Annotated in this window: 22 protein-coding genes and 1 pseudogene; 6 read left to right on the top strand and 17 right to left on the bottom strand. The window is 71.8% G+C overall.

The annotated features are described in order from the left end of the window. The first annotated feature begins 13 nt into the window (after positions 1–13). Positions 14–871 (top strand): retroviral-like aspartic protease family protein, encoded by an 858-nt coding sequence (locus tag AB0A74_RS01670; protein WP_358246960.1) that lies wholly within the window; start codon positions 14–16, stop codon positions 869–871. Positions 872–875: 4 nt separating this feature from the next. Continuing rightward, on the top strand, positions 876–1,127 hold the full coding sequence (locus tag AB0A74_RS01665) for a hypothetical protein (RefSeq protein ID WP_358246959.1): 252 nt from the start codon (positions 876–878) through the stop codon (positions 1,125–1,127). A 46-nt stretch (positions 1,128–1,173) separates the two neighbouring features. On the opposite strand, the gene AB0A74_RS01660 is transcribed toward AB0A74_RS01665, so the two are convergent. The 6 genes from AB0A74_RS01660 to AB0A74_RS01635 form a co-directional block, all read right to left on the bottom strand. Next, positions 1,174–4,017: a DEAD/DEAH box helicase gene (locus AB0A74_RS01660; protein ID WP_358246958.1), complete on the bottom strand. Its 2,844-nt coding sequence runs from the start codon at positions 4,015–4,017 to the stop codon at positions 1,174–1,176. After that, on the bottom strand, positions 3,992–5,314 hold the full coding sequence (locus tag AB0A74_RS01655; RefSeq protein WP_358246957.1) for an ATP-binding protein: 1,323 nt from the start codon (positions 5,312–5,314) through the stop codon (positions 3,992–3,994). Before AB0A74_RS01655 ends, AB0A74_RS01660 begins: the two co-directional genes overlap by 26 nt. Continuing rightward, entirely contained in the window at positions 5,311–7,404 is a 2,094-nt protein-coding gene (locus tag AB0A74_RS01650; protein ID WP_358246956.1) for a TerB N-terminal domain-containing protein, read from the bottom strand. The genes AB0A74_RS01655 and AB0A74_RS01650 overlap by 4 nt, the downstream gene beginning before the upstream one ends. 524 nt (positions 7,405–7,928) lie before the next feature. After that, a complete protein-coding gene (locus AB0A74_RS01645) occupies positions 7,929–8,411 on the bottom strand; it encodes a flavoprotein (RefSeq protein WP_358246955.1) in 483 nt (160 codons plus the stop codon). 58 nt (positions 8,412–8,469) lie between these two features. Beyond that, a complete protein-coding gene (locus AB0A74_RS01640) occupies positions 8,470–8,865 on the bottom strand; it encodes a hypothetical protein (protein WP_358246954.1) in 396 nt (131 codons plus the stop codon). A gap of 69 nt (positions 8,866–8,934) precedes the next feature. Beyond that, positions 8,935–9,681 (bottom strand): helix-turn-helix transcriptional regulator, encoded by a 747-nt coding sequence (locus AB0A74_RS01635; RefSeq protein ID WP_358246953.1) that lies wholly within the window; start codon positions 9,679–9,681, stop codon positions 8,935–8,937. A 177-nt stretch (positions 9,682–9,858) separates the two neighbouring features. Between AB0A74_RS01635 and AB0A74_RS01630 the strand changes: the two genes are divergently transcribed. Then, complete coding sequence (locus AB0A74_RS01630) at positions 9,859–10,221, top strand: helix-turn-helix transcriptional regulator (protein ID WP_358246952.1); 363 nt, start codon at positions 9,859–9,861, stop codon at positions 10,219–10,221. 9 nt (positions 10,222–10,230) lie between these two features. On the opposite strand, the gene AB0A74_RS01625 is transcribed toward AB0A74_RS01630, so the two are convergent. The 4 genes from AB0A74_RS01625 to AB0A74_RS01610 all read right to left on the bottom strand — a co-directional run bounded on the left by AB0A74_RS01625 (position 10,231) and on the right by AB0A74_RS01610 (position 15,248). After that, a complete protein-coding gene (locus tag AB0A74_RS01625) occupies positions 10,231–11,754 on the bottom strand; it encodes a hypothetical protein (protein WP_358246951.1) in 1,524 nt (507 codons plus the stop codon). Between the two features lie 175 nt (positions 11,755–11,929). Beyond that, positions 11,930–12,871 carry a sporulation protein gene (locus tag AB0A74_RS01620; RefSeq protein WP_358246950.1) on the bottom strand — a complete coding sequence of 314 codons (942 nt, stop codon included), beginning with the start codon at positions 12,869–12,871 and terminating at the stop codon, positions 11,930–11,932. A 35-nt stretch (positions 12,872–12,906) separates the two neighbouring features. Next, positions 12,907–13,950: a hemolysin family protein gene (locus AB0A74_RS01615; protein ID WP_358246949.1), complete on the bottom strand. Its 1,044-nt coding sequence runs from the start codon at positions 13,948–13,950 to the stop codon at positions 12,907–12,909. After that, a complete protein-coding gene (locus AB0A74_RS01610; RefSeq protein ID WP_358246948.1) occupies positions 13,947–15,248 on the bottom strand; it encodes a hemolysin family protein in 1,302 nt (433 codons plus the stop codon). Before AB0A74_RS01610 ends, AB0A74_RS01615 begins: the two co-directional genes overlap by 4 nt. Positions 15,249–15,392: 144 nt before the next feature. On the opposite strand from AB0A74_RS01610, the gene AB0A74_RS01605 reads away from it, so the two are divergent. Then, a complete protein-coding gene (locus tag AB0A74_RS01605; RefSeq protein WP_358246947.1) occupies positions 15,393–15,782 on the top strand; it encodes a MerR family transcriptional regulator in 390 nt (129 codons plus the stop codon). Here AB0A74_RS01605 and AB0A74_RS01600 read toward each other — a convergent pair. Beyond that, positions 15,774–15,935 (bottom strand): hypothetical protein, encoded by a 162-nt coding sequence (locus AB0A74_RS01600; RefSeq protein WP_358246946.1) that lies wholly within the window; start codon positions 15,933–15,935, stop codon positions 15,774–15,776. The two genes, AB0A74_RS01605 and AB0A74_RS01600, sit on opposite strands and share 9 nt — an antisense overlap. 105 nt (positions 15,936–16,040) lie before the next feature. Then, on the bottom strand, positions 16,041–16,397 hold the full coding sequence (locus AB0A74_RS01595; protein WP_358246945.1) for a metalloregulator ArsR/SmtB family transcription factor: 357 nt from the start codon (positions 16,395–16,397) through the stop codon (positions 16,041–16,043). A gap of 53 nt (positions 16,398–16,450) precedes the next feature. On the opposite strand from AB0A74_RS01595, the gene AB0A74_RS01590 reads away from it, so the two are divergent. Further along, a complete protein-coding gene (locus tag AB0A74_RS01590; RefSeq protein WP_358246944.1) occupies positions 16,451–17,785 on the top strand; it encodes an MFS transporter in 1,335 nt (444 codons plus the stop codon). Between the two features lie 157 nt (positions 17,786–17,942). Here the strand turns inward: AB0A74_RS01590 and AB0A74_RS01585 are convergent. The 3 genes and pseudogenes from AB0A74_RS01585 to AB0A74_RS01575 all read right to left on the bottom strand — a co-directional run bounded on the left by AB0A74_RS01585 (position 17,943) and on the right by AB0A74_RS01575 (position 20,290). Beyond that, a pseudogene (locus AB0A74_RS01585) lies at positions 17,943–18,419 on the bottom strand (DUF6653 family protein). A 12-nt stretch (positions 18,420–18,431) separates the two neighbouring features. Beyond that, on the bottom strand, positions 18,432–19,688 hold the full coding sequence (locus tag AB0A74_RS01580) for a glycosyltransferase (RefSeq protein ID WP_358246943.1): 1,257 nt from the start codon (positions 19,686–19,688) through the stop codon (positions 18,432–18,434). Then, on the bottom strand, positions 19,685–20,290 hold the full coding sequence (locus AB0A74_RS01575; RefSeq protein WP_358246942.1) for a TetR family transcriptional regulator: 606 nt from the start codon (positions 20,288–20,290) through the stop codon (positions 19,685–19,687). The genes AB0A74_RS01580 and AB0A74_RS01575 overlap by 4 nt, the downstream gene beginning before the upstream one ends. A gap of 135 nt (positions 20,291–20,425) precedes the next feature. Between AB0A74_RS01575 and AB0A74_RS01570 the strand changes: the two genes are divergently transcribed. Continuing rightward, a complete protein-coding gene (locus tag AB0A74_RS01570; protein WP_358246941.1) occupies positions 20,426–22,597 on the top strand; it encodes a hypothetical protein in 2,172 nt (723 codons plus the stop codon). A 24-nt stretch (positions 22,598–22,621) separates the two neighbouring features. Here the strand turns inward: AB0A74_RS01570 and AB0A74_RS01565 are convergent, their stop codons facing one another. Beyond that, on the bottom strand, positions 22,622–23,920 hold the full coding sequence (locus AB0A74_RS01565) for an ArsB/NhaD family transporter (RefSeq protein WP_358246940.1): 1,299 nt from the start codon (positions 23,918–23,920) through the stop codon (positions 22,622–22,624). Continuing rightward, a complete protein-coding gene (locus tag AB0A74_RS01560) occupies positions 23,917–24,384 on the bottom strand; it encodes a CBS domain-containing protein (protein ID WP_358246939.1) in 468 nt (155 codons plus the stop codon). The genes AB0A74_RS01565 and AB0A74_RS01560 overlap by 4 nt, the downstream gene beginning before the upstream one ends. Between the last annotated feature and the right edge of the window lie 354 nt (positions 24,385–24,738).

Raw genomic sequence — 24,738 nt, 5'->3', positions numbered from 1 at the left:
CCGGTGCGGTGCGATGAACGTCGGCCCGGAGGTGGTCAGGGTTTCGATGACGTCCACGCCGTCGGGGCACCCCGTCGTCCCGGTGGGGGTGGGGACGCAGGCCCCGCTGCCGTTCCTGGTGGACACCGGGGCGAGCGGCACGGTCCTCGACGAGGCGGCCGTCCCGCTCGACTCCCCCGGCCCGGACCCGGTGGAGAGCGCGGTGCACGGTGCCCTCGGGGTCGCCGATCCGCAGCGACGCGTCGTCGGCACCGTGCTGCGGCTCGGCGGGTGGACCACCGAGCGCATGGAAGTCACCGTGCTCCCACTCGACACGCTCTCGGCCCAGGTCGGCACTCCACTCGGAGGCGTGCTGGGACTCGACGTGCTCGCGCTCGGCGTGCTCGAACTCGACCTCGCACGGTGGACGTTGACCCTGTCGGTGCAGGACCACCGGGTGCGGCGGCCCGGGACGTTCGACGGCGAGAGCCCGATCCACCGGGGACCGCGCGACCTGGTGCTGCTGGCCGCCGAGGTGAACGGGGTCGAGGTCACCGCGCTGCTCGACACCGGCGCCGCGGTGAGCGTCCTCAACCGGGTCGCCGGCAAGGCGGCGGGGCTCGCCGTCGACCCGATGGGTGGTGCCGCTTACGCCGCCGGCATCGGCGCGGGCCGCACGGAGGTCACGCGCACCCGGATCACCGAGGTCCGCATGGGTTCGATCGTGCTCCCGGGCGCCGTGGTGACCGTCGCCGACCTCCCGGTGCTCAGCGTGCTGGAACTGGACCAGGTGCCGGCGCTGCTCCTCGGAACGGACCTGTTGAGCGGACACGTCGTCGTCATCGACTTCCCCGCAAGCCGGATGTACGTCACGCGAGAAGGGATGCGATGAGGCCATGACCCATGCGCACGTGTCGAGCGAGGACCTGCTGTCGATCCTCAACGCCGCGCTGGCCCAACGCGAAGAGTGCCTCGACTGCACGTTCGTGGGCCCACTACAGCCACGCGCGGAGCCTTACCCCGACGGCGGCAACTGGACCAGGTCACTGACCGTCCGAGGACGCCCGGCGGATCCGCAGGCCTGCGGTGAGGCGGCGGCCGAGGTGATCGCGGACGTGGCGGCACGTTTCAACCTCGCACGGAACTGACGGTCACACCGAGCCGAACGGCTCCGTCGGGCGCGGGACGCTTGGGTCAACCGTCTCCGCCGGCGGCCCACGGGATACGGCGCTCCGGTCCGGCGATGAGGTCTCGAACGTCGTGGGGTGTATGGGTCAGGTAGTAGCGCAGCAGGTCGGCGGTGGCCTGGGCGTCGGCGAGGGCTCGGTGAGCTGAACCTTGGGTGGACGCACTCACCGCCGTGAGACAGTCCGACAGTCTGCGGCGACCTGCTCGGTGGACGCGGTCGTCGAGCTTCATCGTGCACAGCGTCCTGTTCGAGGTGAACGGGTGGTGGGCGCGGGCGAACTCCGCGTCCAGGAAGTTCAGGTCGAACGAGGCGTTGTGGGCCACGATGACGGCGTCGGCCAGGTGCGCGGCGAGGGTGGGCGCTATGTCGACGAACGCGGGGGCGCCGGCTAGCTCCTCCTCGGTGATGCCGTGGATTTCGGAGGCCGCGAGCGTCCGTTGCGGGTTGACCAGCGAGCTCCACTCGCCGAGGACGGTGCCGTCGGCGGCGACGCGGATGACCGCGACCTCGACTATCCGGTCGCGACCCCGGGCCGCGAAGCCTGTGGTTTCCACGTCCACGACCGCGTAGGTCGTCGGGGTGACCAGAGGCGCCGGAACGGAGGGCAGTCCGGAGATGACGTCAAGGTCGTGTTCGGGGAGCCGGTCGACCAGGTCGACCAGCGCGGAGCGGGCTCCTGCCATGTCGAGGTACCCGGCGGCATAGGCGCGAGTGCGCAGTGACTTGCCGAGGTGGATGTCGTGCTTCTCGACCGCGGTGTCGGGTAGTGCGGCGGCGATGTCCTCGGCGGTGGTGTCGTCTTCCAAGAGCAACTGTTGGAGCACCGCGCGCAGTTGGGCCGGTGTGCATTGCGGCACGGTGAAGGCGACACCGTCTCGGGCGGAGGCCACGCCGACCCGGGTCAGCCAGGAGGTCAGGGTGTTGAGGATGCGGTCGCCGCGCCAAGGGAACACGATGGTGTCGTTGCCCCTGCCCAGTGCCGCGTTCCGGTTGAGGTCGAAGCGGCGATAGGCCGCGCGTCCCTCGTCGAGGAGGCGCTGGGCGGTGGCGTCGAGATAGCCGGGAACGACGTCGGACTCGTACCAGGCGCGCATCCGGCGGCGGACCTCGTCGTGGATCTCCGCACGGCCACCGGCGAACTTGGGCGCCCGCCCGCCGTGCGAGGGCTCCACCTGGATCAGGGCCGCCCGGTCGTCCACCGAGACGATCTTCCAGCGCCTGCCCGCGAAGATGACGAGCGAGCCCACTTCGGTGGGCGTGGTCACCTGCAGCACGCCGAGGGTGCGGGAGCCGTGGACCAGTCGGTACTCCTGCTTCTCGGCGAACACGCTGTAGAACGAGTAGTGGTTGACGATCCGCTCTCCCACCTTGCCGAGCAGGAGCAGTCCGTCGGGTTCCTGCTGGACGAGTTCGGCGTGGCCGAGGTCGCGCAGGAGCGTGGCGAAGGTCGCCTTGTCGACGTGCGCGAACGGCCCGGAGAGGCACAACGCTCCGAACAGCTCGACCGGCTGCACACCCTGGTGCTGGGCGATGACGGACATGACCTGCTGCACAAGGGTGGACAGGTGCAAGGACGACGTGCCCGGCGGCTCGTACCAGCGGTCGGCGAGAAGGCTCATCATCGCCACCGTCTGGAACAGTTCGGCGCGCAGTTCGTCCTGGGGCGCGATGTCGGTGGTGATCTCCCGGGCGGTCACGTACATGCGCAGCACGGCGGGTTCGCCACGACGTCCGGACCGGCCGATGCGCTGGCGCAGGCTCGCCACCGAGGGCGGCGCGCCGACCTGGGCGACCGACGTGACGGTGCCGATGTCGATGCCCATCTCCAACGTGGACGTGCACAACACGGTGACCGGTCGGTTGCCCTTGAGCAGACCTTCGACGTGCTCGCGCACGTCCTTGGCGAGGCTGCCGTGGTGGGGGAAGAACTCGTTGGGCACAGCGCGTTCCTCGCTGCGGCGACGCAGCCGGTCGGCGTACAGCTCGACATCACCGCGGCGGTCGAAGAACACGAGGTTGTTGCCGCCGCGCAGGGTGGCGAACGCGTGCTCGCTGATCTGCTCGACCAAGGTCCCTTCCCCTGGCTCCTCGTCGTCGTCGGTGGGCGCCTGGTCGAGGTACCCGCGGAGCTGGACCCGGATGTCCACGCCCTGGTGCGAAGACGTCAGGAGGTGGACGTCGTCACCGCCGCCGGGGCGTAGGTAGTCCCTCGCGGCTCGCATGTCGCCCAGGGTGGCCGACAACCCGATGCGGGGAACGCGACGACGGGTCGCCAATTCGACCCGGTGCAGCAGGGACTGGAGCTGCGCGCCGCGCTCGGTGCCCATGAACGAGTGCATCTCGTCGATCACGACCCACCGCAGGGCGCGCAGCAGCCGGCCGACCTCCGTGCCGCGCAGGACGAACATCGCCTCCAGCGACTCCGGTGTGATCAGCAGGACGCCCTCGGGTCGGTCGAGCACCTTGGCCTTGGCCGAACCGGGCACGTCACCGTGCCAGCGGTGCACCGGCAGGTCGAGGCCTTCGCACAGCTCGTCGAGGCGACGGTGCTGGTCGTTGATCAACGCCTTGAGCGGTGACACGTAGAGCACCTGGATGCCGCCGTCGTCCACCTCGTCGAGCAGGGCGGAGCAGATCGGCAGGAAGGCCGCCTCCGTCTTCCCCGACGCGGTGGCCGCCGACACGATCACGTCCTCGGTGCCTTTGAGCACCAACGGGATCGCCTGTTCCTGCACGTCGTTCAGCGCGGACCACTTCTTGCGGTGGACCCAGCGCTGAACCTTTTCGTGCAGGCGGAAGAACTGCGAGGACGCTCGCGGGGTGTCAGAGTCGGAAGGTGGCCAGCTCATCGTCCACCCTCGGATCGTCCTGCGCGGCCGGCTCCAGCGGTTCGAGGTCGGGATTGCGCTCCGCCTGGAACCGGACGCCGCCGACGAGCGGTTCCCACGGCTGGCCGGGGTTGCTCTCCAGCACCGACAGCATGTTGAGGAACTCCCGGATCGTGGTGCGCGGAGTGCGGAAGTAGGCGTCGCCGATGTTCTGCGAGCAGTGGTGCATGAACGCGTGCAGCGCGTCGTCGGGCACGAGGTACTGCTCCGGGTCGCCCGAAGCGTGCACGTGGCGCAGCTTGGTGAGCAGGATGTAGAAGTCCTCCTGGGTGAGGTTGGTCAGCCGCAGCACCGGGCCGGAGTGGTCGACCAAGCCGTTGGTGGCGAAGGCGTTCTCCGCCAGGCGGGATTGGAGCGCCTCGTAGGAGTACAGGCCGCGGCGGGTGTCCATGAGGAACTCCGGTGTGCCGCCGAACAGGAACCCGATGTGGGTGCTGATGCCCTGGAGACTGTCGTTGACGATCCGCAGGATCTGCTCGTAGTTGGCGGAACGGGCCTGCGCGGAGGTCAGCTTGTAGAGGTTGACCATCTCGTCCAGGCACACCAGCAGCCCTGTGTAGCCGGCCATGCGCACGAAGCGGGACAGCAGCTTGAGCTGGTCGTAGAAGCTCGCGTCGTCCACGATCGTCCGCACGCCCAGTGCCGCGCGGGCCTCCGTCTTGGTGGTGAACTCCCCGCGCAACCAGCGCACCGCGTCGATCTTGAGCTGTTCGTTGCCGGTGTCGTGGCCGCGCCAGTACGCCTCGACGACGGTGCCGAAGTCGTAGCCGCCGACCAGTTCGGACAGCTCGGCCATGCGCTGCCGGATGATGTTCTCCGGCGCGACGCCCTGGTCACGGGCGGTGGTGAGCGCTTGGGAGACGAACCTCTCGACGATGCCCGCCAGTGCCCCGCCGTCCGGCTTGGCCGAAGTGGAGGTGTTGCGGGCCAACTCGGCGTACAGACTGCGCGCCTGGCCGCCGGTGGCGTGCAGGCGACGGTCGGGAGCGAGGTCGGCGTGCACGGTCACCAGGCGCTTCTTCAGCGCCGCCGCCCGGATCAGGTTGAGGAAGAACGTCTTGCCCGAGCCGTACTCGCCGATGACGAAACGCGCGGTGGAGCCTCCGTCGGCGACGCTGTCCAGGTCGCGCAGCAGTGACTCGACCTCGCGCGCACGCCCGACCTGGACGTGCTGTTGACCCGAGCGGGGCACGACGCCCGCCCGCAGCGACTGGATGATCGCGTCGCGGTCACGAGGCCGGATGCGGGTGTCGTTCATGCGAGCAGTTCTCCCATTGCGTAGTCGTTGATCACGAGCTGGTCACCGTCGTCCTCGACGACCGGTTCGTCCGCGGCTTCGACCGCCGCTTCGTTCAGCACGTCCAGCGCGCCTTCGGGCAGGAGGCCGGCCGCGGCGCACAGGGCGTCGAAGTCCGCTCGGCTCCAGGACGGTCGGGCGGCCAGCTCCCGCAGCACGGTGGAGTGGGCGTCGTCGAGGGAACCGACCGGTTCGACGGCCGCCACCGCCGCGGGTGGAACCGACCGCTCTTCCTCCGGCTCGTCCTCGAAGACGTCGGCGAGCAGGGCGGCCACCGCGGCGCTTTCCCGCATCTTCGCCTCCACCAGGGCGGCGTCCAGGCGTACCGCCCCGACGGGCGGCTCCGGTCGAGGCTGTGGCGGGATGGTGTAACCGGACGGGCCGGTGTCCGCGCGCACGACGACGACGGGCTCCGTGGCCGGCGCCGGACGCGCTGACGCGGCGGTGAGGGCGTGCAGTTCGGTGAACACGGAGTCCGGCTCCTGGCCCAGCAGCTTGTAGATCTTGCGCAGCGTGTCGACCTCGGCGGGTGAGACGACACCGTCCACGGCGGCGATAGCGGTGGCGAAACCGGCGACGTGGGCGCGCTGGGCGTCGGTCAGGGCACCGAGGCGCTTGGCGAGGCCGGTCAGCTTGAGCTTGGCGGCCAGCAGCCAGTCCAGGTGCGCGGTGAGCCGGGTCCGCTCCCCCGGCGTCAGGTGCAGGCTCGACTCCAGGTGCGCGACCAGGTGGTCGCGTTCCGCGGCGGACACGTCGTCGTCGGACGCGGAGACGACCGCGGCGAGGTGGAGCAACGTCGTGGCGGCCGTGTACTCCGACGTCGCGGTCGTCGACCGCGCGGCGGTGGCCCGGAACAGCACCGCCGGTCCCGCGCTCTGGACCGGGCCGCCCAAGCGCACGTCCGGCTCGATGCCCACGCCCAGCTTGTCCAGCAACTGCGCGAGGCCGACCGCATCGGCTTTGGCGAACTTGCCCGGCGTGCGGGCGGGCCACAGGGAGGTCAGGTCCGCCAACTCGAAGCGGGCTTGCCGCACATCACCCGGAAGGGTCCGGTCGACCAGTTCACGCACCGGTCGCAGACCCGCGGGGTCACCGGTGAGCAACTCGTCCGGGAGCAGGGCCAGCGCGGGCAACGTCCCCGCCGCCTCGGGCTGGCGGCCGATCAGGCGGCTGTACGCGTCCAGGTCGTCGGCGCACGACTCCACGAGCGCCTTGAGCACCTTGGTCGGCGCGGCGGCGGTGAGCACGTCCGGGACGTCCAACCGCCACGTCGTCGTCCGGAGCCCGCCACTGGCGGGGTGGTAGGAGAAGTCCACTCGGCTCTTCAGAGGGCGGACCCGGATGCCGTCGACATAGCGGGCCAAGTAGCGCGCGGTGAACAGCGCGCGGAACTCCTCCGGGCACCGCGTCGCGGGCGTTCGCGGGTGGATCTCGGGGTGGAGCATGGCCCACGACCACGCCCAGTCCACCGGCACGGGACGCCCTTCAGCGGCGAATGCGCCGATACCGACGCGCAACGTGAGCGGTGGGGACCACTTGTCGTGCTCGGCCGGGTCGGGTGGCGGCGCGTCCACTCTGGCGACCAGCGCGCGGAGCACGTCCTGGAACTCGGTCGCGTACCGGCGGAACGACGAGTTGCCGCCGTAGACGGCCAGCAGGCGGACGACCTCACCGAGGATGCGCGGCAGGTCGGCCCGCGCCGCCGGGTCCTCCCGCGCGTCGACCAACGCGCGCCGCTCCAGGCCGTAGAAGTACAGGAACACATAACCGATGTAGGCGTCGGGCGCCCATCGTCCGCCCTCCAGCCAGAGCAGGTACGCGGCCCGGCTGCGCGGAGTGATCGAGTGGTAGGCGGGCCAGTAGTCCATGTCCTGACCGGTGAAGTCCGGCCTGCGCCAGTCGATCGGCAACGTCGGGTCGACGACCTCGACGTTGCGGCCGGACGCGACGTCGCTTCGGGACAGCTTCCCGACGTAGATCATCCCGCCGGGCAGCGACCGTCCCGCCACCGTCGTCGTGGCACCGGCCGGCACCCAGACCGGGCCGGTCACCCGGGACTGCGGTCGGCGAGCCGGGTGCGGCGGTGGTGGCGCGGCGTGCGGCGGTGGCGGCGCAGACTGCGGCGGCGCAGACTGCGGCAGTGGCGGCGGGGGAACCGGCGGTGGTGCGAACGGCTGGTGTTGCGGTGCGGGTGGCGCGATGACAGCACTCCCACCCCCGAACCTCTGGCGCAGCCGGTCGAACAGCCCCACTCGGCCTCCTTGGATGTGCGCCGCGTCCGCGCGGACGGTCGCTTGAAACGTGACAGCGGCTACGTCGTGTCAGTTGCATTCGGTGTTAGCGACCGAACGGGTGAATTACCGCGGTGTCACTTTCGCCCTGTCGAAGCAACGGCCAATACGTGAACAGCGCTCACGAGTCGCCAAGCGATCGCCCGACGCCGCGAGCGCTCCATCGGGAAGCTGCCGGGATCGGCTTCCTCGCCCAGTTCGAGGCCTTGTCGGAACTGAACCGCTTGTCACTCCCCCAGGAGGCAGGTCCGGCCCTGCTCGGGAGTGCCCGTCACCCACGCCCGCTACACGCCGGCTTCCGCACCCCGTACCGCATCCAGCGCGGCCTTCCACGGATAGCGGTCCATCGCCTTCCCGCCCGTCCGTGGCGGGTGCGGAACGAAGCCGCCTTCACCGAACAGGACCACCACACCGGACGCTCTCAACTCCGCCACGCTCCGGTGGAACACGCGGTTGTCGGCCAGTGCGGTGTTGACGAACGGCAGCACCGCGATCGGCACGCCCAGGCCCGTGAGTTCGGCGAGTTGGGTGAGCACGTAGGTGTCCGCGATACCCGCCGCCCACTTGTTGATCGTGTTGTAGGTAGCGGGTGCCACGATGACCGCGTCCGCCTTGGGGAGCGGTGGTTGTCCGGCGCGCTGTTGTCCTGTGCGGACCGGGTTGCCGGTCAGTTCTCGGAGGGCGTCGAGGTCGAGGAAGTGCTCGACCGCTGCGGGTGTGGCGATGCACCAGACGTCCCAGCCATCGGCTTGGGCGAGCTTGACCATGCGGTCGATGTGGTCGGCCGGACCCGCCCCGCAATCATGAGGTACAGCACGGGGTTGCTCATGCGGCGACTCCTGCGCGCTCGGCCATGTGTCGGACCAGCTTGGCCGGTTCACCGGTGGTGTTGTTCAACAGCAGCCGCAGCAGGCCGTGCGCGAGCGGACGACAGCGGACCTCCTCGGGCGCGACCTGCTCCGCCCGTCCGAGCATCCGCACCGCTTGGCGGTAGTTGCCGACGTTGGCGTGCGCCTCGGTGAGGTCGAGGAGGTAGTTCGACTGTCGTTCCGCTGACAGCTTGGCGACCGCGCTCGGGTCGATCGTCGCCGCGAACTCCAGTGCCTGGCCGGGCTCGTGCAGCCGCACCAGCGCCGAGACGCGGTGGATCATGGTGTTGGCCAGGCCGAAGAACGTGCAGTGGTCGGCGTAGTGCGGTTCGAAGCGCTCTGCAGCGGCCATCGCTTCCTCGTGCATCAGGCGGGCGAGCGCGGCGTCTTCCCGGCCTGCCGCCGTGATCGACGCCGCGAGCTACAACATGCCCTGGAGTGAGAGCAACTGCGCCGGATGCTCGCTGACCTCGCCCCGCATCCGGTCGGCCATCGCCAACAGCACCGACACCGCCTGCACCGGTTCGCGGGTGCTGGTCATCGCTCGTGCCACGCTGCGGGTCGCCCGTGCCATCGCCCACGTGTCGTCGATCCGCAGGGCCGCGTGCATCGCTCGGTCGGCCGCCAACCAGGCGATGTCGTTCGACTCGAACTTGAGCAGCATGGAAGAGGCCAGCCGGTAGGCCGTGACCAGGATGCGGTAGGCCGCGACAAGGTCGGATGCCGGCACCGACCGCACTGCGGCTTGAGCATCGACCAAGAGCGTGGACAAGTGGCGGGCCACTACCGCGAAGCGGGACGTCATCCAGGCATGGTCGAGGTAGTTCGCCTGATTCGTGATCTGCGCGAGGTTGACGTCGGCGTTCGCCGGCGCCAGACCGGGATAGGCGGCGAGCGCGGTGCGGATGGCCTGGACCTCTACGGTACCCACACAGGCACGGGCACGCGCGCCCTGCGCAGGGTCGGTCAGCACCACCGGATCCACGCCGAGCACTTCGGCGACTCGTTCGATCATGGGCAGCCGGACCAGGTCGCGTTCGCCGGACTCGACCTTGTCCAGCCACGAAGTCGAGCGGCCGACCATGTCCGCGAACTGCTTGCGAGAAAGCTTCCGGCGCTCCCGCCAGTAGCGCACCCGAGCGCCGACGTGAAGCGGCCTGTCATCCACGCGTACCCCGTCCGACCTGCGATGACCAAGCTCCACTCTAGCGGCTCGGCAGTCACACAATTTGTACAAGTCGTCACGCTGCGTACACCTAGCCTCTGCTCGGACACTCGACACCGGCGCCTGCCCGCACCGATCAGAACGACAGCTCCGCACCGATCCGAACCAGGTGGAAGACCCTTGCCCAGCGAGCCTTACACCACCCCGCCCCTCTGGGCGTACATCGAGGACAACCTGGCCGCGCGCCGGGCGACCCACGGAGACCTCGTCCGCGCGCTCGGCGTGCACCGCAGCCGCCTCACCGACTGGAAACGCGGCAAAGCGATGACCCCGAGCACCGCCCGAACCCTCGCCGCCTTCCTCGACAAGCCGCTGCTCGAAGTCCTGGTCGCCAACGGCTTCCTCACCCCCGAGGAAGCAGGCGCACCCCTCGCCCTGCGCCAACTCAGCGACTACGACGACCTGGCACTGATCAACGAACTGCGCCGCCGACTCCGCGCGCACGAGCACACCGAGCCACGAACCGCCGACGGCACCGAATGACGGCGAGCGTCACACCCCCGGACGCTTGTTGCGGCGTTTCGCCGCGCGGAAGAAGGCCACGCCCAGCGCTTCCCACTCGTCGGGCCGGTAGTAGCCGGGCAGGGTGCGGATCTCCGTGACCAGGCCGCCGCGGGCGCCCGCGCCCACCACGGGCGGTGGACCGGCGGGGGCGTGCAGGCCTCCGACGACGCCGGGCGCGGGCGCGGGCAGGCCGCCCAGGTGGGCTCCGGTGCGGGCCGGGCCGACGCCGGTGGCGCCCAACAGTGGTGTGCCGGCCAGGGGGACCACGCCGCCGGCGAGGTTGATCAGGTGCGCACCGGTCGGTGCCACCGCGGTCCAAGGGGCGGTCGCCACGTCGTTCCCGCCTACGGCGTGCGCGCCGAACACCGGCGTGGCAGGGCCTGTGCCGGGAACGGCGACCGGTCGGCCCACCAGCGCCAGGATGTGTTCCAGGATCTCGGTGGACCTGGCGTTGAAGACGGCGATCTCGGCGGCGGTCAGGCCGTAGTGCGTGGCGACGGCGGGCGGCGTCTTCATCAGCATGGGCGCGAGGTTCTTGCGGCTGCCGCCCATTCCGGCCGCGTTGGCGCGGGCCAGGTAGAGGGCCATGTGGGTCATCCAGCCGCGGATGCCGCGCAGGTTGCCCGTCTGCTGGACCACGTGCGCGGGCAGTGGCGCCGGGGCGGCGCCGCCCACGGCGGGGAGGTTGCCCGCGATGATGTCCGCGGTGACGGCCCGCCCGACGTCCACCGCGAGTCGCAGGTGCGCCTTGATGTCCCGGTAGATCTGCTGGTGAGCGGGTGCGGCGCGACTGGCCCTCGCGAAGCGGGAGTTGGCGTACCACTTCATCATGCTGTGGTACTCGCGCAGGTCGATGCCGACGTTGACCTGGACGCTGCCCAGCCAGTTGTGCTGCGGCCGACGCGCGGCCAGCGGCGCGCCGTAGGTCATCGGGCCGATGTGGACGTTGGCCGGGCCGCCGGGAGGCGCGGCGCGCGTGGTCATCCCCGCCGTCGCGGCCTCCACGGCCGCGATCCACGCCCGAACCGCTTGGATGGTCTGGCGGAACTGGGCCACGGTGTTCGCGGCGTTGGCGTCGGTGACGATCTCCAGGATCGTGTCCGCGCCGCCCTCGGCGAGCGGCTGCTGGAACGGAGGGCGGGAGACCACCCGGTCGTCGTGGTCGGCTTCGACGTGGAACCCGGCCGCCGGCGGCCGGACGACGGCGCCGTAGTTCATCCACCCGTTGGTCTGCGCGTACCCCAGGGCGACGGCCCGGTTCGGCGGCACGGCCGCCTCGTACGCGGCCAGTTGCGCGACGTCCCCGCCGGTGAGCTGGTCTACCGGGATCGGGACCTCGATCTCCAGCCCGATCGCCCGCTGGACCACGGGCATCCGACGCACCGCCGCGCAGGTGGCGGCGTTGCCCGCGCCGCGTTGCAGGGCCAGCAACCCGGCGGCGGCCGGACGAACTCGCAGGACCGGCTCGCGCTGCGGCGCGGGTGGTGTGCGGTCGTCACGGGCGGTGCCCATGCCACCAACCTGCGCCGGGCCTCCGACGTGCACAACGTCCTCACGGCCGGCTGAACGGGCTAACGTCGCCGGCCATTCGGACGGCAGTGGGGCCGCCTGCGGCGCGATGCGTCCGGCCGTGGAACGCGCCGATCCGGCAGGCCGGGACCTGCCGGATCGGCGTCGAAATGAAGGGTTACTCGTCGAACGCGAAGTCCCCGCCGTCGTCGCCGAAAGCGTCCTCGACGACCTCGCCGAGGATCATGCCGCCCACGACGCCGGCCGCAGCACCCGCCACGACGCCGCCCATGCCCGGAGCCCGGCGATGGCCGTGGTGGCCGTACGCCGGGGTGCCGTGCGCGGCGGGGCCGGCGGCCGCCACCTGGGTGAGCCACTGGTTGATCGCGCTCGCCCAGTCGGTGCGCAGCGCGTCGTCGTGGGTGACGTGGAAGCGGCCGAACGCGTCGCCGCCGGACTGGAACAGGCCGCCGCGCTTGTCGGCTTCCAGCACCACGACCAGCTCGTGCGGGTTGGTGACGAAGGTCAGCTCGACCTCGTTCACCCGACCGGCGAACTGCGCGGGCGGGAAGAACTCGATCTCCTGGTAGAAGCCGAGTTCCTGGTGGACGCCCGCGATGCGCCCGGCCTCGACGTCGGCGCTGCGGAACTGGAAGCCGAGCTGACCGAACGCGTCGAGCACGCGGTCCTGCGCGGGCAGCGGCCCGACCAGCACCGGGTCCAGGTCGCCCTTGTCGGGCGCGCCGGAGATCACCAGTTCCGTCCGCACGCCGACGGTCATGCCGGGCAGCGGCTGCCCGCCGACGGCGGTGATCGGCGTCTCCCACGGGAGCGCGAGCTGGAACGGCACGGTCACGGGCTGGTTCGGCGCCACCAGGACGTCCTGGGCCACCACCGCGCGCAGGAACTCCGAGACGCCGCCGTACTCGTGGTCGCCGTGCTCGACCTCGACCCGCGTGACCAGGGACAGCACGATCCGGTCGATCCGGGCCTCCGCGCTGCCGCCCTGGATGCGGACCTGGCCGGTGACCACCTGGCCGGGCACGGCGTGCGGCGAGTCCAGGACGGTGTCGACGGACGGTCCGCCGACGCCGAAGGCCTTGAGCATCCGCTTGAACATCAGGTGTCTTCCTCCGGGAAGGGGTGTGGGTGTTCTCAGGAGGTGCGTACGACCGGGTCGGTCTCGTCCTCGAAGTCGCCGATCAGCTCTTCGAGGAGGTCTTCCAGCGCCGCGATGCCCACGACGTCCCCGCCGTCGGCGACCAGCGCGAGCTGGGCGCGGCTGCCGCGCATGGCGGTCACCGCCTGGGCCACGGGCTGGTCGAGCGGCAGGGTCAGCGGCACGGTCATCAGGTCGCGCGCCTTCTTCGGCTCGCCGGCCGCGATGGCGCGCACCGCGTCCCTGATGTGCACCAGGCCGACGTAACGGCCGTGCCGGTCCAGCACGGGGAAGCGCGACCGCCCCGACTCGCGGCTGCGCAGTTCGATGGCGGCGGCGCCGGTGTGCTCGGTGACGCTGATCGCGTCCTCGATCGGCACCATCACCTGCGCCACGGTGGTCTGCCGGAGCTGGAGCATCCGGGTGAGCAGCTTGTGCTGGCCCTCGGGGATCAGGCCGTGCTCGGCGGACTGGCGGACCAGCATCCGCAGGTCCTCGGGCCGGTGCGCCTGCGCCAGCTCGTCCTGCGGCTGCACCTTCAGCAAGCGCAGCAACGCGTTGGTGGTCCGGTTGAGCCCACTGAGGAGCCAGCGCACCGAGTGCGCGAACCCGCGGAAGGGCAGCGCCAACAGCACCGCCGACCGCTCCGGGTGCGCGATGGCCCACGACTTGGGCGCCATCTCGCCGACGACCATGTGCAGGAACACCACCAGCACCAGGCTCAGGGCGAACGCGATGCCGTAGGCCACGCCGTCGGGCAGGCCGGTCGCCCGCAGCACCGGGTCCACCAGGTCGGCCACGGCGGGCTTGGCCAGCGCGCCCAACCCCAGCGTGCACAGCGTGATGCCCAACTGCGCGCCGGCGAGCATCAGCGACAGCTCGCGGATGCCGGCCACCGCCGCCCGCGCGGCGCGGCTGTCCTCGGCCGCCGCTTCCAGCCGGTGCCGCTTGGCGGCGACCAGCGCGAACTCGGCGGCGACGAAGAAGGCGTTGGCCACCAACAGCACCAGCGACAGCAGGAGGGACCAGGTCGTGCTCATCGGGTCTCCTCCCGAGCGGTCAGCATGACGGCCGCGGGCACGTTGCGGGCCACCTCCACGACGCGGATCGACGCGCCGTCCACCTCCAGCTCGTCGCCGATCGCGGCGGTGCGGCCGAGGCGGTGCAGCACGAGACCGGAGACGGTGTCGTAGGTGTCGTGGGCGGGCAGCTCCACGTCGGTGGCGTCGGCGACCTCGTCCACGCGCATCCGGCCGGGCACCCGCCACACGTGCTCGCCCAGCGGCTCGATCGCGTCCCGCACGTGGTCGTCCTCGTCGTGGATCTCGCCGACCAGTTCCTCGGCGAGGTCCTCCAACGACACGACGCCCGCGAACCCGCCGAACTCGTCCACCACGCACGCCAACTGCCGGTGCTCGCTGCGCAGGCGTTCCAGCACGGCCGGCAACGGCAGCGTCGTCGGCACCACCAGCGCGGCCGAGGCGATGTCGCCGACCGGGGTGTCGCCGCGCCGTCGCGGTTCGACGGTCAGCACCTCGGCCAGCCCGACCACGCCGCGCAGGTCGTCCAGGTCGTCGCCCACGACGGGGAAGCGCGAGTGGCCGGTGTCCAGCAGCTCGACCACGCGCGCGACCGGGTCGCCGGCGTTGATCGTGTGCACCGACACGCGCGGGGTCATGGCCTGCTCGGCCACCAGCTCGCGGAACCCCAGGCCGCGTTCGAGCAACTGCGTCAGCTCGGGGTCGAGGTGGCCCTGCTCGTTCGCGTCGCCGATGATCTGCTTGAGGTCCTCGGACGTGGCGCCCTGCGGCAACTCCTCGACCGGTTCGATGCCCACCGACCGCAACAACCGGTTGGCGGTGGCGTCGAACAGCCGGATCAGCGGCCCGGCGACCTTCAGGTAGACCAGGGTGGAGGCGCTCAGCGCCTTGGCCAGCGCTTCGGGCTCGGCGATGGCGAGGTTCTTGGGGAACAGCTCACCCAGCACCATCTGCACGACCGTGGCGAACACCAAGGCCAGCGCCATCGACAGCGACACCGCGACCGCCGCGGGCAGGCCGGTCACGCCCAGGACGCCGGCCAGGCCCGTGCCCAGCAGCGGCTCGGCCACGTAACCGGCCAGCAGCGCGGTCAGGGTGATGCCGAACTGGGCGCCGGAGAGCATGAACGACAGGCGCTGGGTGACGCGGTAGGCCCGCTCGGCGGCCTTGTCGCCGGCCTCGGCGCCGCGCCGCAACCGGCCGCGGTCCACCGCCATGTAGGCGAATTCCTGGGCGACGAAGTACCCGGTGGCCGCGGTGAGCGCCACGATCGCCAGCAGGCCGGACAGGATCAACACGGCGCACCCGCCGTGGGGGGAATGGTCAGCCGGGCCGGACCCGGCTGGTTACTGCAACCGTCTGCGTCGGTTTCTTCAGGCACACTTCATACTAACACGTGCAACTGTACGGTTCACGGAGAGTGTCCGACCGAGGGAGCCCGCGTGACCGACGTCCTGCTCAAGATCGGTGAACTCGCCGCCCGCGCGCAGGTCAGCCCGCGCACCGTGGACTACTACACCGGCCTCGGTCTGCTCAGCCCGGCCAAGCGCACCGCCGGCGGTTACCGGCTGTACCACCCGTCGGACGTCGAACGCATCCACCTGGTCCAACGCCTGGAGGTCCAGGGTGTTCCCCTGGAGGAGATCTCCACCGCGCTGACCGCCGGGCGGACCGACATCGCCGAGATCATGGAACGCATCGACGAGGACATGCGCGCCCTGCAGGCCGCCGCCGAGACCGCGTCCCCGGAGATGCACGGGCTGCTCGCCGCCATCGCCACCCGGATCCACTCGCTGATCACCACGGCCCTGCAGATCCCGCCCTTACCGTGACCCGTTCCCCTCACCGAGGACACGCCCGCCCCGCAGCGTGACGGCGCTGTCGTCGGCACAGGCCACGAGCAGGACGCCGGAGGCCAGGCCGAGCAGCTCCGCCCCACCGGCCACGCACAGGCAGACAAGCGCGAACCACAACAGGAGCCTCATACCTGGAAGGTGAGGACCACTCCCGACCAGATACCGCCGCCGGCACGACTGCGCTGCGCCAACGGGTGAAATCCACTCGCCTGCCCCTGGTGTCCCGGTGGTGTGTCAGTCGTGGTCGGGACGCCCGGTCAGGTGGTGGTCGGCCGCGTGGACCGCCTCGCCCAGCAACCGCCGCACGTGCCCGCCGCGCACCCGGTAGACCGCCCGCCGCCCGTCCCGGCGCACCGCGACCAGGCCGGCGAGCCGCAGTTTCGCCAGGTGCTGCGACACCGCGGGCCGCGCCACCCCCACCGCCTCGGCCAACGTCGTCACGTCGAACTCGCCGCCGCACAGCAACCACATCAGCCGCAGCCGGGTGGCGTCGGCGAGCATCCGGAACCCGTCCACGGCCGTGTCGACCAGCTCGCCAGGAGGTAGCTGCTGCCACTTGCCTGCTGTTGCAACGTCGTCGCGTGCGTACATGAGCACGTATGGTGCCAGTGCACCGACCCGGAAAGCCACCTCGGAGGTCAGCGATGCTCGCGGTCCCGGGCGACCCCGCCTACCGGCGGCTGTTCACCGCGCAGGTCCTCGCCCTCACCGGCACCGGTCTGGCCACCGTCGCCCTCGGCCTGCTCGCCTTCGACCTCGCCGGACCCGACGCCGGCGCCGTGCTGGGCACCGCGCTGGCCATCAAGATGGTCGCCTACGTCGGCGTCGCGCCCGTCGCCGGCGCGCTGGCCGCCCGCCTGCCCCGCAAGGCGCTGCTGGTCGCCCTCGACATGACCCGCGCGGCGATCGCCCTGGCCCTGCCGTGGGTGGACCAGATCTGGCAGGTCTACCTGCTGATCTTCCTGCTGCAAGCCGCCTCCGCCGCGTTCACCCCGGCGTTCCAGGCCACCATCCCGACCCTGCTGCCCGACGAACGCGACTACACCCGCGCGCTGAGCTTGTCACGGCTGTCCTACGACCTGGAAGCCCTGCTCAGCCCGCTGCTGGCCGCCGCCCTGCTCACCGTGATCAGCTACGACCTGCTCTTCGTCGGCACGTCGCTGGGCTTCGCGGCCTCGGCCGCGCTCGTCGTCGCCGCCATGCTGCCCCGCACCACCGACGCCCGCACCACCGACCGCACCCTCGACGCCACCACCCGCGGCATCCGCATCTACCTGGCCACCCCGCGCCTGCGCGGCCTGCTCGCCGTCCACCTCGCCGTCGCCGCCGCGGGATCGATGGTCCTGGTCAACACCGTCACCTACGTCCGCGACCGGCTCGGCCTGGACAACACCGCCGTCGCCCTGGCGCTGGCCGCCAACGGCCTCGGCTCGCTCGCCGCCGCCCTCGCCCTGCCCCGCGTCCTGGACCGCTTTCCCGACCGCACCGTCATGATCCGCGCGTCCGGGCTCCTCGCAGCCACCCTGCTGGTCGCCGCTTGCGTGACCACGTGGCCGGCCGACTGGAACTGGCCCTCGCTGCTGGTGCTGTGGACCGCGATCGGCGCCGGCAGCTCACTGGTCCTCACCCCGGGCGGCCGCCTGCTGCGCCGCTCCGCCCACCCACACGACCTGCCGGCGCTGTTCGCCGCCGACTTCTCCCTGTCCCACGCCTGCTGGCTGCTCTGCTACCCCGCCGCCGGCTGGCTCGCCACCACCGCCGGCCTGACCACCACCCTGCTCGTCCTCGCCGGCACCACGATCACGGCCACCACGTTCGCCGCGCGCGTCTGGCCGACCCACGACCCGGAAACCGTCGAACACGAACACGACCACCACTGCGACCACACCCACCTGCACGACGCGGAACTGGTCAACGGCCGCTGGCGCCACACCCACCCGTACCGGATCGACAACCTCCACACCCGCTGGCCCGCTTGACGCCGTTGTACGGTGGCGGTGGTGTGCCGGGAAGTGAAGCACCCATGAGCAGCGGCTCGGCACAGACTGCGGTGGGGCCGATGGTCGTGTGGCGGTCGACCGGTAAAGCGGTTGTGGCGCTTCGGTCTCGCGCCGGAGGCCGTGGGCAAAGAGGCGCTCAGCCGCGACGCGTCTCTTCCCACAGGCGGGTGAAGCGGTCGATGCGCCACAGTTGGGCGACCACGACCACGGTCGCGCCGAACACGGTCGGCCACACCTGCAGCGTCACCAGGCCTCAGGCGATGAGCGCGAACCCCACGACACCCAACGCCACGAGCAGACGCAGCACCGCGCGGTGGTCCGCCGGAAGCGAATCACGGTGGCGCAGCCAGGTGCGCTCGCCGTAGATGCCGCGCGCCGCCCAATCGCGCGGTTCGTCCACCGGCGGGAACAGCCACGGGTTGACGAACAGCCACGCCACCACGGCCAGCACGGGCAGCAGGCTCCACCAACCGATCCACGCGCGGCTCCAGATGGCCAGCAGCATCGCCGGGATCGCGGCGAACCGGGTCCAGACGCTCCACGGGTTCGCGTGCCTGCGCCAGGTCTCGTCATCCATCCGGAAGGTCTTGGCGATCCGGTCGGCGACATCCATTGTGGAACTCCTCTACAGGGTCAGTTCGGTCAGGGCGCACACCGCCTGCGTGACACCGTTTTCCGCCCTGACGGCCGCGCCCACTTCGGTGGCGCGAGCGCTCATCCCCAGGGCCGCGGTGATCGCTGTCGCGAGCGTGTCCGCGTCGAGTCGTTGCTGCCGCACGGGTGGTGGCGCGACGCCGAGGGTGTGCGCCCGCTGCGCCCAGTAGGGCTGGTCCGCGACGAACGGGCACACCACCTGCGGCACGCCGGCGGCCAGTGCCGCGGCCGTTGTGCCGGCGCCGCCGTGGTGGACGACGGCTGCCATGCGCGGGAACAGCCGGTCGTGTGGGGCGTGGTCGATCACCAGCACGTCCGCGGAGGCCGTCGCGTCGATCCCGCCCCACCCGGTGGCCAGCACCGCCCGCACCCCGGCCGCGCGCACCGCCTCGACCACCACCCGTCCCGTCCGTTCGGCGTCGCGGCCGGCCATGCTGCCGAACCCCACGTAGACCGGCGGTGCTCCGGCGTCCAGGAACTCCGCCAGCCGGGCGGGTGGCGACCACTTCCCCGACGGCAGGTACCAGAAACCGGTGGTGCGCACCGATTCCGGCCAGTCCGGCGCGACCGGTGCCACGGCGGGGCTGAACGCCTGAAGCACCACACGGGAGCGCCCCTCGGCGTCGTGCAGCAGGTCGTGACCGCCCTTGCGGCGCGGCAGCCCGAGGTTCCGGGCACGCCAGTCGTCGACGATCCCGGCGAAGGAGCGCAGCGTCGCCGACACCGTCAGGTACGTCGCGCGGTTGAGGGACCGGGGCAGCCTCGGCAGCGGCACCATCGGGCACGGGAACGCCGACGTGGGCACCCAACCCGGCTGGAACGTCGCCAGCACCGCCGGCACGCCGAGCATCTCCGCCACGTGCTGCGCGGGCACGCTGGGCGTGTGCACCACGACGTCGGCCTTCGAGTCGCGTGCGACGGGACCCAGGTCGCGCAGCACGTCCGCCATCAACGGCTTGATCCGGCGCGCGGTGCGCAGAGCGGTGACCTTGCCGCGCACACCCCGGTAGCCGCCGTCGACCGCCCGCCGGACCACGGGGTCCTCCAGCAGCCGGTTGGGGCCTTCGTCCAGCGCGGCGAACGCCACGCCGGCGTGCTCGGCGGACGCGGCGAAGGAGGCCGGTGCCGCGAGCACGGCGTCGTGACCGGCTTCGCGCAGCGCCACCGCCAGGGCGAGCATCGGCTGGACGTCACCGCGCGTTCCGTGGGTGACCAACAGCGCCTTCACGAGCCCTGCCCCTCGATCGACGTGAACGCGGTCAGCCACCGGTCGTCGGTGAACAGCCCGCCGGTCAACATCTCCAGACCCGCCCGCGCGCCCCGGACCGCGACACCGGTCTCCGCCGGGTCGCCGCCGAGCAACCGGCCCACCTGGTCGCCCAGGACCAGCGGCGCCAACAGCCAGGACACGTAGGTCACCGCCCGCGCCCGCGCGTCCGCGGTGGGCCGCACCCATCCCTCGGCCTCCCCGTCGGCCAGCCACCGCTCGGTGCGCCCGACGATCTCCTCGAACAACGCCGTCGCCGCCTGGGTGCCGTCCACCAGCGCGCGTCCCAGGTAACGCCGCACCGGTGTGGCCGCGTGAAGCACTTCGGCCAACGCGCCCGCGTCGGTGGAGCCACCGGCCCGGATCGCGTCCACAACGTACTCGTCACACGCTTGCCGCAGCCCTTCCTTGGAGCCGAAGTGGTGCACCACCAGGGCGGGCGACACCCCGGCGTCGGCCGCCACCACCCGCACCGAGGCGCCCGCGACACCATCCGCGCCGAACCGGGCCAACGCCGCGTCGCGGATGCGGGCTCGCGCGGTCAGATCCTGGGTTGAACGCATGTTCAGAGCATTGAACGTTTGTTCAGCCCTGTCCAGTCGATCGGTCGGATCTTGACGTTTCCTTTGCGGCGGGCGACCAAGCCCCGCGGTCGTGGTCGCGGGTGTCGGGTCTGATCGTGCGGCTACGCTTCGGCCGTGATCACTGGTGGGGAGCGGGCGGACGCGGTCGACTGGGCGCGCTTGGAGCACGCGTACGGTTCGGCCGAGGACGTGCCGGAGTTGCTGGAACGGCTGCGTGGCGCGGACTGGGAAGAGGCGCTGGACGAGTTGACCGGCTCCTTGCTGCACCAGGGCAGCGTGTACCCCGCCACCCTCGCCGCCTTGCCGTCCATCGTGGACACCGCTCGCGACCCGGCCGCCCCGGGCAGGGTCGGGGCGCTGTGGATGATCGCCTCCTACATCCGGTCGATCGCGGCGGGCGCCGGGCGAGCGGAGGCGTACCTGCCCGAGGACACTGACGTCGACGCGTTCGACCGGGAGTCCCGCGCGGCGCGGGACCGGGTGGGGCGGGACGTGCTGCCGCTGCTGGACGACCCGGACCTGGGTGTGCGCGCGGAGGCCTACGGCTGCGCCGCGCACCTGGTGGACACGCCCGTCGCGGGCGACGCCGCACGCGCGCTGGCGGCGCGGTTCGACCGCGAGGACGACCCGGCCGCCACCGTCGCGCTCATGGAACCGCTGCTGCGCCACGACGTCTTCGACGCCGACGACCTCGCGACGGTGGTCTCGCGCGGCGACGACGCGGCGCTCTTCGCCGCCGCCTGGTCGGCCGTCGCGCTCGGCCGGGACCTCCCCGGCGTGGTCGGGCACCTGGTCCGGCTGTGGCCCGACCACGCCCCCCGGTACCCGGGCGACGGCGCCGGCCGGTCGCTGACCCTGCTGGCCGGGATCGGCGCGCGCCACGCCGTCCCCGTCCTGGACGGGTTGCGGGCCGCGGGAGCGGCGACGGCCGGCGAGCTGGTGGACGGGTGGACCACCGTGGCCCTCGCGTCCCGCTCGGCCGCGGACCGGGCGCTGGGCGGGCTGCTCGACCTCGTCGACGACGCGCGCACGCCCGCGGTCGTGGCCGCGCTCGCGCAGGTGGTGTCCGACGTGCCGGCGCGACTGGGCGAGGTGTGCGACGCCGTCGCCCGGCTCGCCGCGCAGGCGGGCGACACCGACGTGGACCTGGCGGCGCACGCCGCCGTCGCCCTGTTCGCCGCGCGGGACCGGCGCTGGGTCGGGCCGGCGCGGGCGGTCGTCGCCGGCGCCGCCGACGACCCGATGGTCGCCGCGGGCGCGGCCCGGACCCGGTTCTCCCTGGCACTCATCGGTTTCCCGGCGCACCGCAACGAGACCGCCTGGGCGGCGCGGGAGCTGACCGACCTGGCCGGTCGCGCCGTCGCCGCGTGGCCGAAGAGCGCGTCCAGGTGGGTGGACGTGCTCGCCGAGCTGCCTCCCGCGGCGGCCGTGGCGCGGGTCGCGGTGGCCGCCACCCCCGCCGCGCCCGCGTGGCGCCTGCTGAGCCGGCTCGCGGCCGACCACCCCGAGGTGCTCACCCCGGACGTGCGGGCGCTGATCGAGGCGGCACCGGCCGGGGAGGACGTCGGGGAGGCCGCGGCGTGGCGCGCCACCGCCCACGCGCTGGTGACGCCGACGGACGCGCCGGACGCCGCGTTCGAACGCGCGTGGGACCTGTGCGGCGGGGACGAGGCGGCCGACGCGGACCTGCTGGCGGTGTGGGCGAAACGTCCGTCACCGGCGTTGCACCGCGCTTGCCTGCGGTTGCTCGACGGGACGGCCCGCGTGTCCTACCCCGGTCGGCACTGCCAACTCGTCGCCGCGCGGGCCGTGGCCGACGCGGCCCGCGCGTGGCCCACCGTCCGGGCGGTCGTGGACGCCGCCGGCCTCCCGCTGGTCGAGGCCATCGCGGTGGCCGAGCGGCTGGTCGCGCTCGACGGCGACCTGCGGGAGGAGTGGACGGCCCTGTTGCTCGACATCGCGGACAACGGTCGCGACTCGTGGCACGGCCCGGACGTCTGGGCGGTCGCGATCGCCGTCGAGGCGCTGTGGGACCGCGGCGACCTCCCGGCGGACGAGGCGGCCGACCGGGCGGTGGCGGCACTGCACGCCGCGATCGACCAGGGCTTCGCGTCCCGGGTCGCCCCGGTGGCGGGCAGGGTGCTGCGGGCCGCTCTGGGCGCGCGACCGGACCTGCGCGGCCACGTCGAGGAGCAGCTCGCGCCGTTGCTCGACACCGACACCCGTGTCTCCTCCATGGAAGGCTTGGTCGCCGACGTGCGATTGCGCGCGGCCCTCACCGTGTGACGGGCGGCTGGGGCCGTCGTTGCCTCAGGCGAGCGCGAAGTAGCGCAGCCACAGGTAAGGCGCGGCCAGCAGCACCGACAGCCCCGCCACCACCAGGCCGTAGCGGGTGAAGGTCCAGAAGCTGATCGGCGTGCCGTTGCGCGCCGCCAGGCCGAGGGCGACCACGTTGGCGCTGGCTCCCACGGCGGTCGCGTTGCCGCCCAGGTCCGCGCCCAGCGCCAGCGACCACCACAGCGACTCCGCCTGCGCCGTCCCGCCCTGCGCCGCCACCAGCTCACCCACGATCGGGGACATCGTCGCCACGTACGGGATGTTGTCCACAATGGCCGACAGCACCGCCGAGATCCCCAGCAACGCCATCACCGCGACCAACGGCTGCCCGCTCACCGCATCCGCCAGCGCCCTCGACACCTCGTCGATCACACCGGTCTTCACCAAAGCGCCGACCATGACGAACAAGCCCATGAAGAAGACCAGGGTCTCCCACTCGACGTCGGCGATGGCCTCCTCGGTGGTGACCTTGGAGATCAGCACCAGCAGCCCGGCGCCCAACAGGGCCACCACCGAAGGCTCGACGTGCAGCGCGCTGTGCAGCGTGAACCCGACCAGCACCAACGCGAGCACGACCAGGCTCTGCACCAGCAACGTCCGGTTGCGGATCGCCTCGCGCTCCGACAGCGCCATCACCTCGGCGACGCGCTTCTCGTCGTAGTGGAACGCGTCGCGGAACAACCACCGGCACACGACCACGAACACCACCATCAGCACCACCACGAACGGCGCGAGGTGGATCAGGAAGTCGTTGAAGGAGAACTCCGCGCGGCTGGCGATGATGATGTTCGGCGGGTCGCCGATCAGCGTGGCCGTGCCGCCGATGTTGGACGCCATCACCTCGGCGATCAGGAACGGGATCGGGTTGAGCCCCAACCGGTCGCACACCAGGAACGTCACCGGCGCGATCAGCAGCACGGTGGTCACGTTGTCCAGCGCCGCCGACGCGAGCGAGGTGATCACGACCAGCATCACCAGCATCGCGTAGGGCTTTCCCCTGGCGCGCTTGGCCGCCGCGATCGCCAGGTACTCGAACAGCCCGGTCTGCTTGATCACCCCGACGATGATCATCATGCCGAGCAGCAGGAACACCACGTTCCAGTCCACACCGGCGTCCAGCGAGTGGAACGCGGTCTCGCCGTTGGTCAGGCCGAGCGCGAGCATGAGGGCCGCGCCGCCGAGAGCGGCGGCGACGCGGTGGACCCGTTCGGTGGCGATCAGGACGTAGGCGCCGATGAACACGACCACCGACAGGACCTGGCTGAGCGTCATGCGCGCGACTCCGAGGCGTTGAGGATGACGCCCAACAGGTGTGACGCCGTGACGACGCCGTGGATCTCCCCGTCGTCGGCGACCACGATCAACGGCGTGTGCAGCCGGGCCATCGTCGCCGCGCACTCCAGCACGGTGGCGTCCCCGGTCACCATCGGCAGTTCGTAGCGCTTCTCCTTGGGCGGCAGGACTTCCTTCACCGACCGGTCCGAGAGCCGCTGCACGCACACGTCCGCGCCGCCCTGCTCGTCGTAGACCCGCGCCAGCGACGGGTCCTCCTGCACGTAGCCGGGCACGCTGAACCGCAACACCTGCGACCCCGGCAACACCGTCACCGGGTGGCCGTCGTCGTCGACCACCACCACGCCGGGCCGGTGTTGTTCGGCGATCAGCCGGGCGGCGGACAGCGCGTTGTCGCTCAAGCTGACGAGCGGGTAGTCCTCGGCGAGATCACGAGCACGCATGGTCAACACCCCTGGGAAGAGTCGCTGTGGCGGCGGTCACAGGGTGCGCTAGCATCGGTCCGTTGTCAGCGCACCACACACGAGGTATGCACCCATGTCCGGACTGGTAATCGCGCTCCTGCTGGTCGCGGGGTTCGCGGTGGCCGCGCTGGTGCTCCGCGCGGTCGAGCGCCGCTGACGCGGGCGTCGGGCCGGCGCGTGGTCGCGCCGGGCGGTGCGGGCATGTCGCCTCCTGGTCGCGGGCGTGACGTCATCCGTCGCCGACCAGGCTTCCCGGCACACCGCGGGACACCCTACCCGGCGTCACCGGTCGTGCGCAGAGCGACGACGTCCTCGGTACGCGGTGGGCAGGCG

Source organism: Saccharothrix sp. NPDC042600, from assembly GCF_040647305.1.
Classification (GTDB): domain Bacteria; phylum Actinomycetota; class Actinomycetes; order Mycobacteriales; family Pseudonocardiaceae; genus Actinosynnema; species Actinosynnema mutabilis.
This window is presented reverse-complemented; position numbering and strand designations above follow the sequence as displayed.

Excerpts from the sequence above, each read along its gene's own strand:
- AB0A74_RS01670 (WP_358246960.1), top strand. The coding sequence starts at position 14 with ATGAACGTCGGCCCGGAGGTGGTCAGGGTTTCGATGACGTCCACGCCG.
- AB0A74_RS01665 (WP_358246959.1), top strand. The coding sequence starts at position 876 with ATGACCCATGCGCACGTGTCGAGCGAGGACCTGCTGTCGATCCTCAAC.
- AB0A74_RS01660 (WP_358246958.1), bottom strand. The coding sequence starts at position 4,017 with ATGAGCTGGCCACCTTCCGACTCTGACACCCCGCGAGCGTCCTCGCAG.
- AB0A74_RS01655 (WP_358246957.1), bottom strand. The coding sequence starts at position 5,314 with ATGAACGACACCCGCATCCGGCCTCGTGACCGCGACGCGATCATCCAG.
- AB0A74_RS01645 (WP_358246955.1), bottom strand. The coding sequence starts at position 8,411 with ATGGTCAAGCTCGCCCAAGCCGATGGCTGGGACGTCTGGTGCATCGCC.
- AB0A74_RS01640 (WP_358246954.1), bottom strand. The coding sequence starts at position 8,865 with ATGGCCGCTGCAGAGCGCTTCGAACCGCACTACGCCGACCACTGCACG.
- AB0A74_RS01625 (WP_358246951.1), bottom strand. The coding sequence starts at position 11,754 with ATGGGCACCGCCCGTGACGACCGCACACCACCCGCGCCGCAGCGCGAG.
- AB0A74_RS01620 (WP_358246950.1), bottom strand. The coding sequence starts at position 12,871 with ATGTTCAAGCGGATGCTCAAGGCCTTCGGCGTCGGCGGACCGTCCGTC.
- AB0A74_RS01615 (WP_358246949.1), bottom strand. The coding sequence starts at position 13,950 with ATGAGCACGACCTGGTCCCTCCTGCTGTCGCTGGTGCTGTTGGTGGCC.
- AB0A74_RS01600 (WP_358246946.1), bottom strand. The coding sequence starts at position 15,935 with ATGAGGCTCCTGTTGTGGTTCGCGCTTGTCTGCCTGTGCGTGGCCGGT.
- AB0A74_RS01595 (WP_358246945.1), bottom strand. The coding sequence starts at position 16,397 with ATGTACGCACGCGACGACGTTGCAACAGCAGGCAAGTGGCAGCAGCTA.
- AB0A74_RS01590 (WP_358246944.1), top strand. The coding sequence starts at position 16,451 with ATGCTCGCGGTCCCGGGCGACCCCGCCTACCGGCGGCTGTTCACCGCG.
- AB0A74_RS01575 (WP_358246942.1), bottom strand. The coding sequence starts at position 20,290 with ATGCGTTCAACCCAGGATCTGACCGCGCGAGCCCGCATCCGCGACGCG.
- AB0A74_RS01565 (WP_358246940.1), bottom strand. The coding sequence starts at position 23,920 with ATGACGCTCAGCCAGGTCCTGTCGGTGGTCGTGTTCATCGGCGCCTAC.
- AB0A74_RS01560 (WP_358246939.1), bottom strand. The coding sequence starts at position 24,384 with ATGCGTGCTCGTGATCTCGCCGAGGACTACCCGCTCGTCAGCTTGAGC.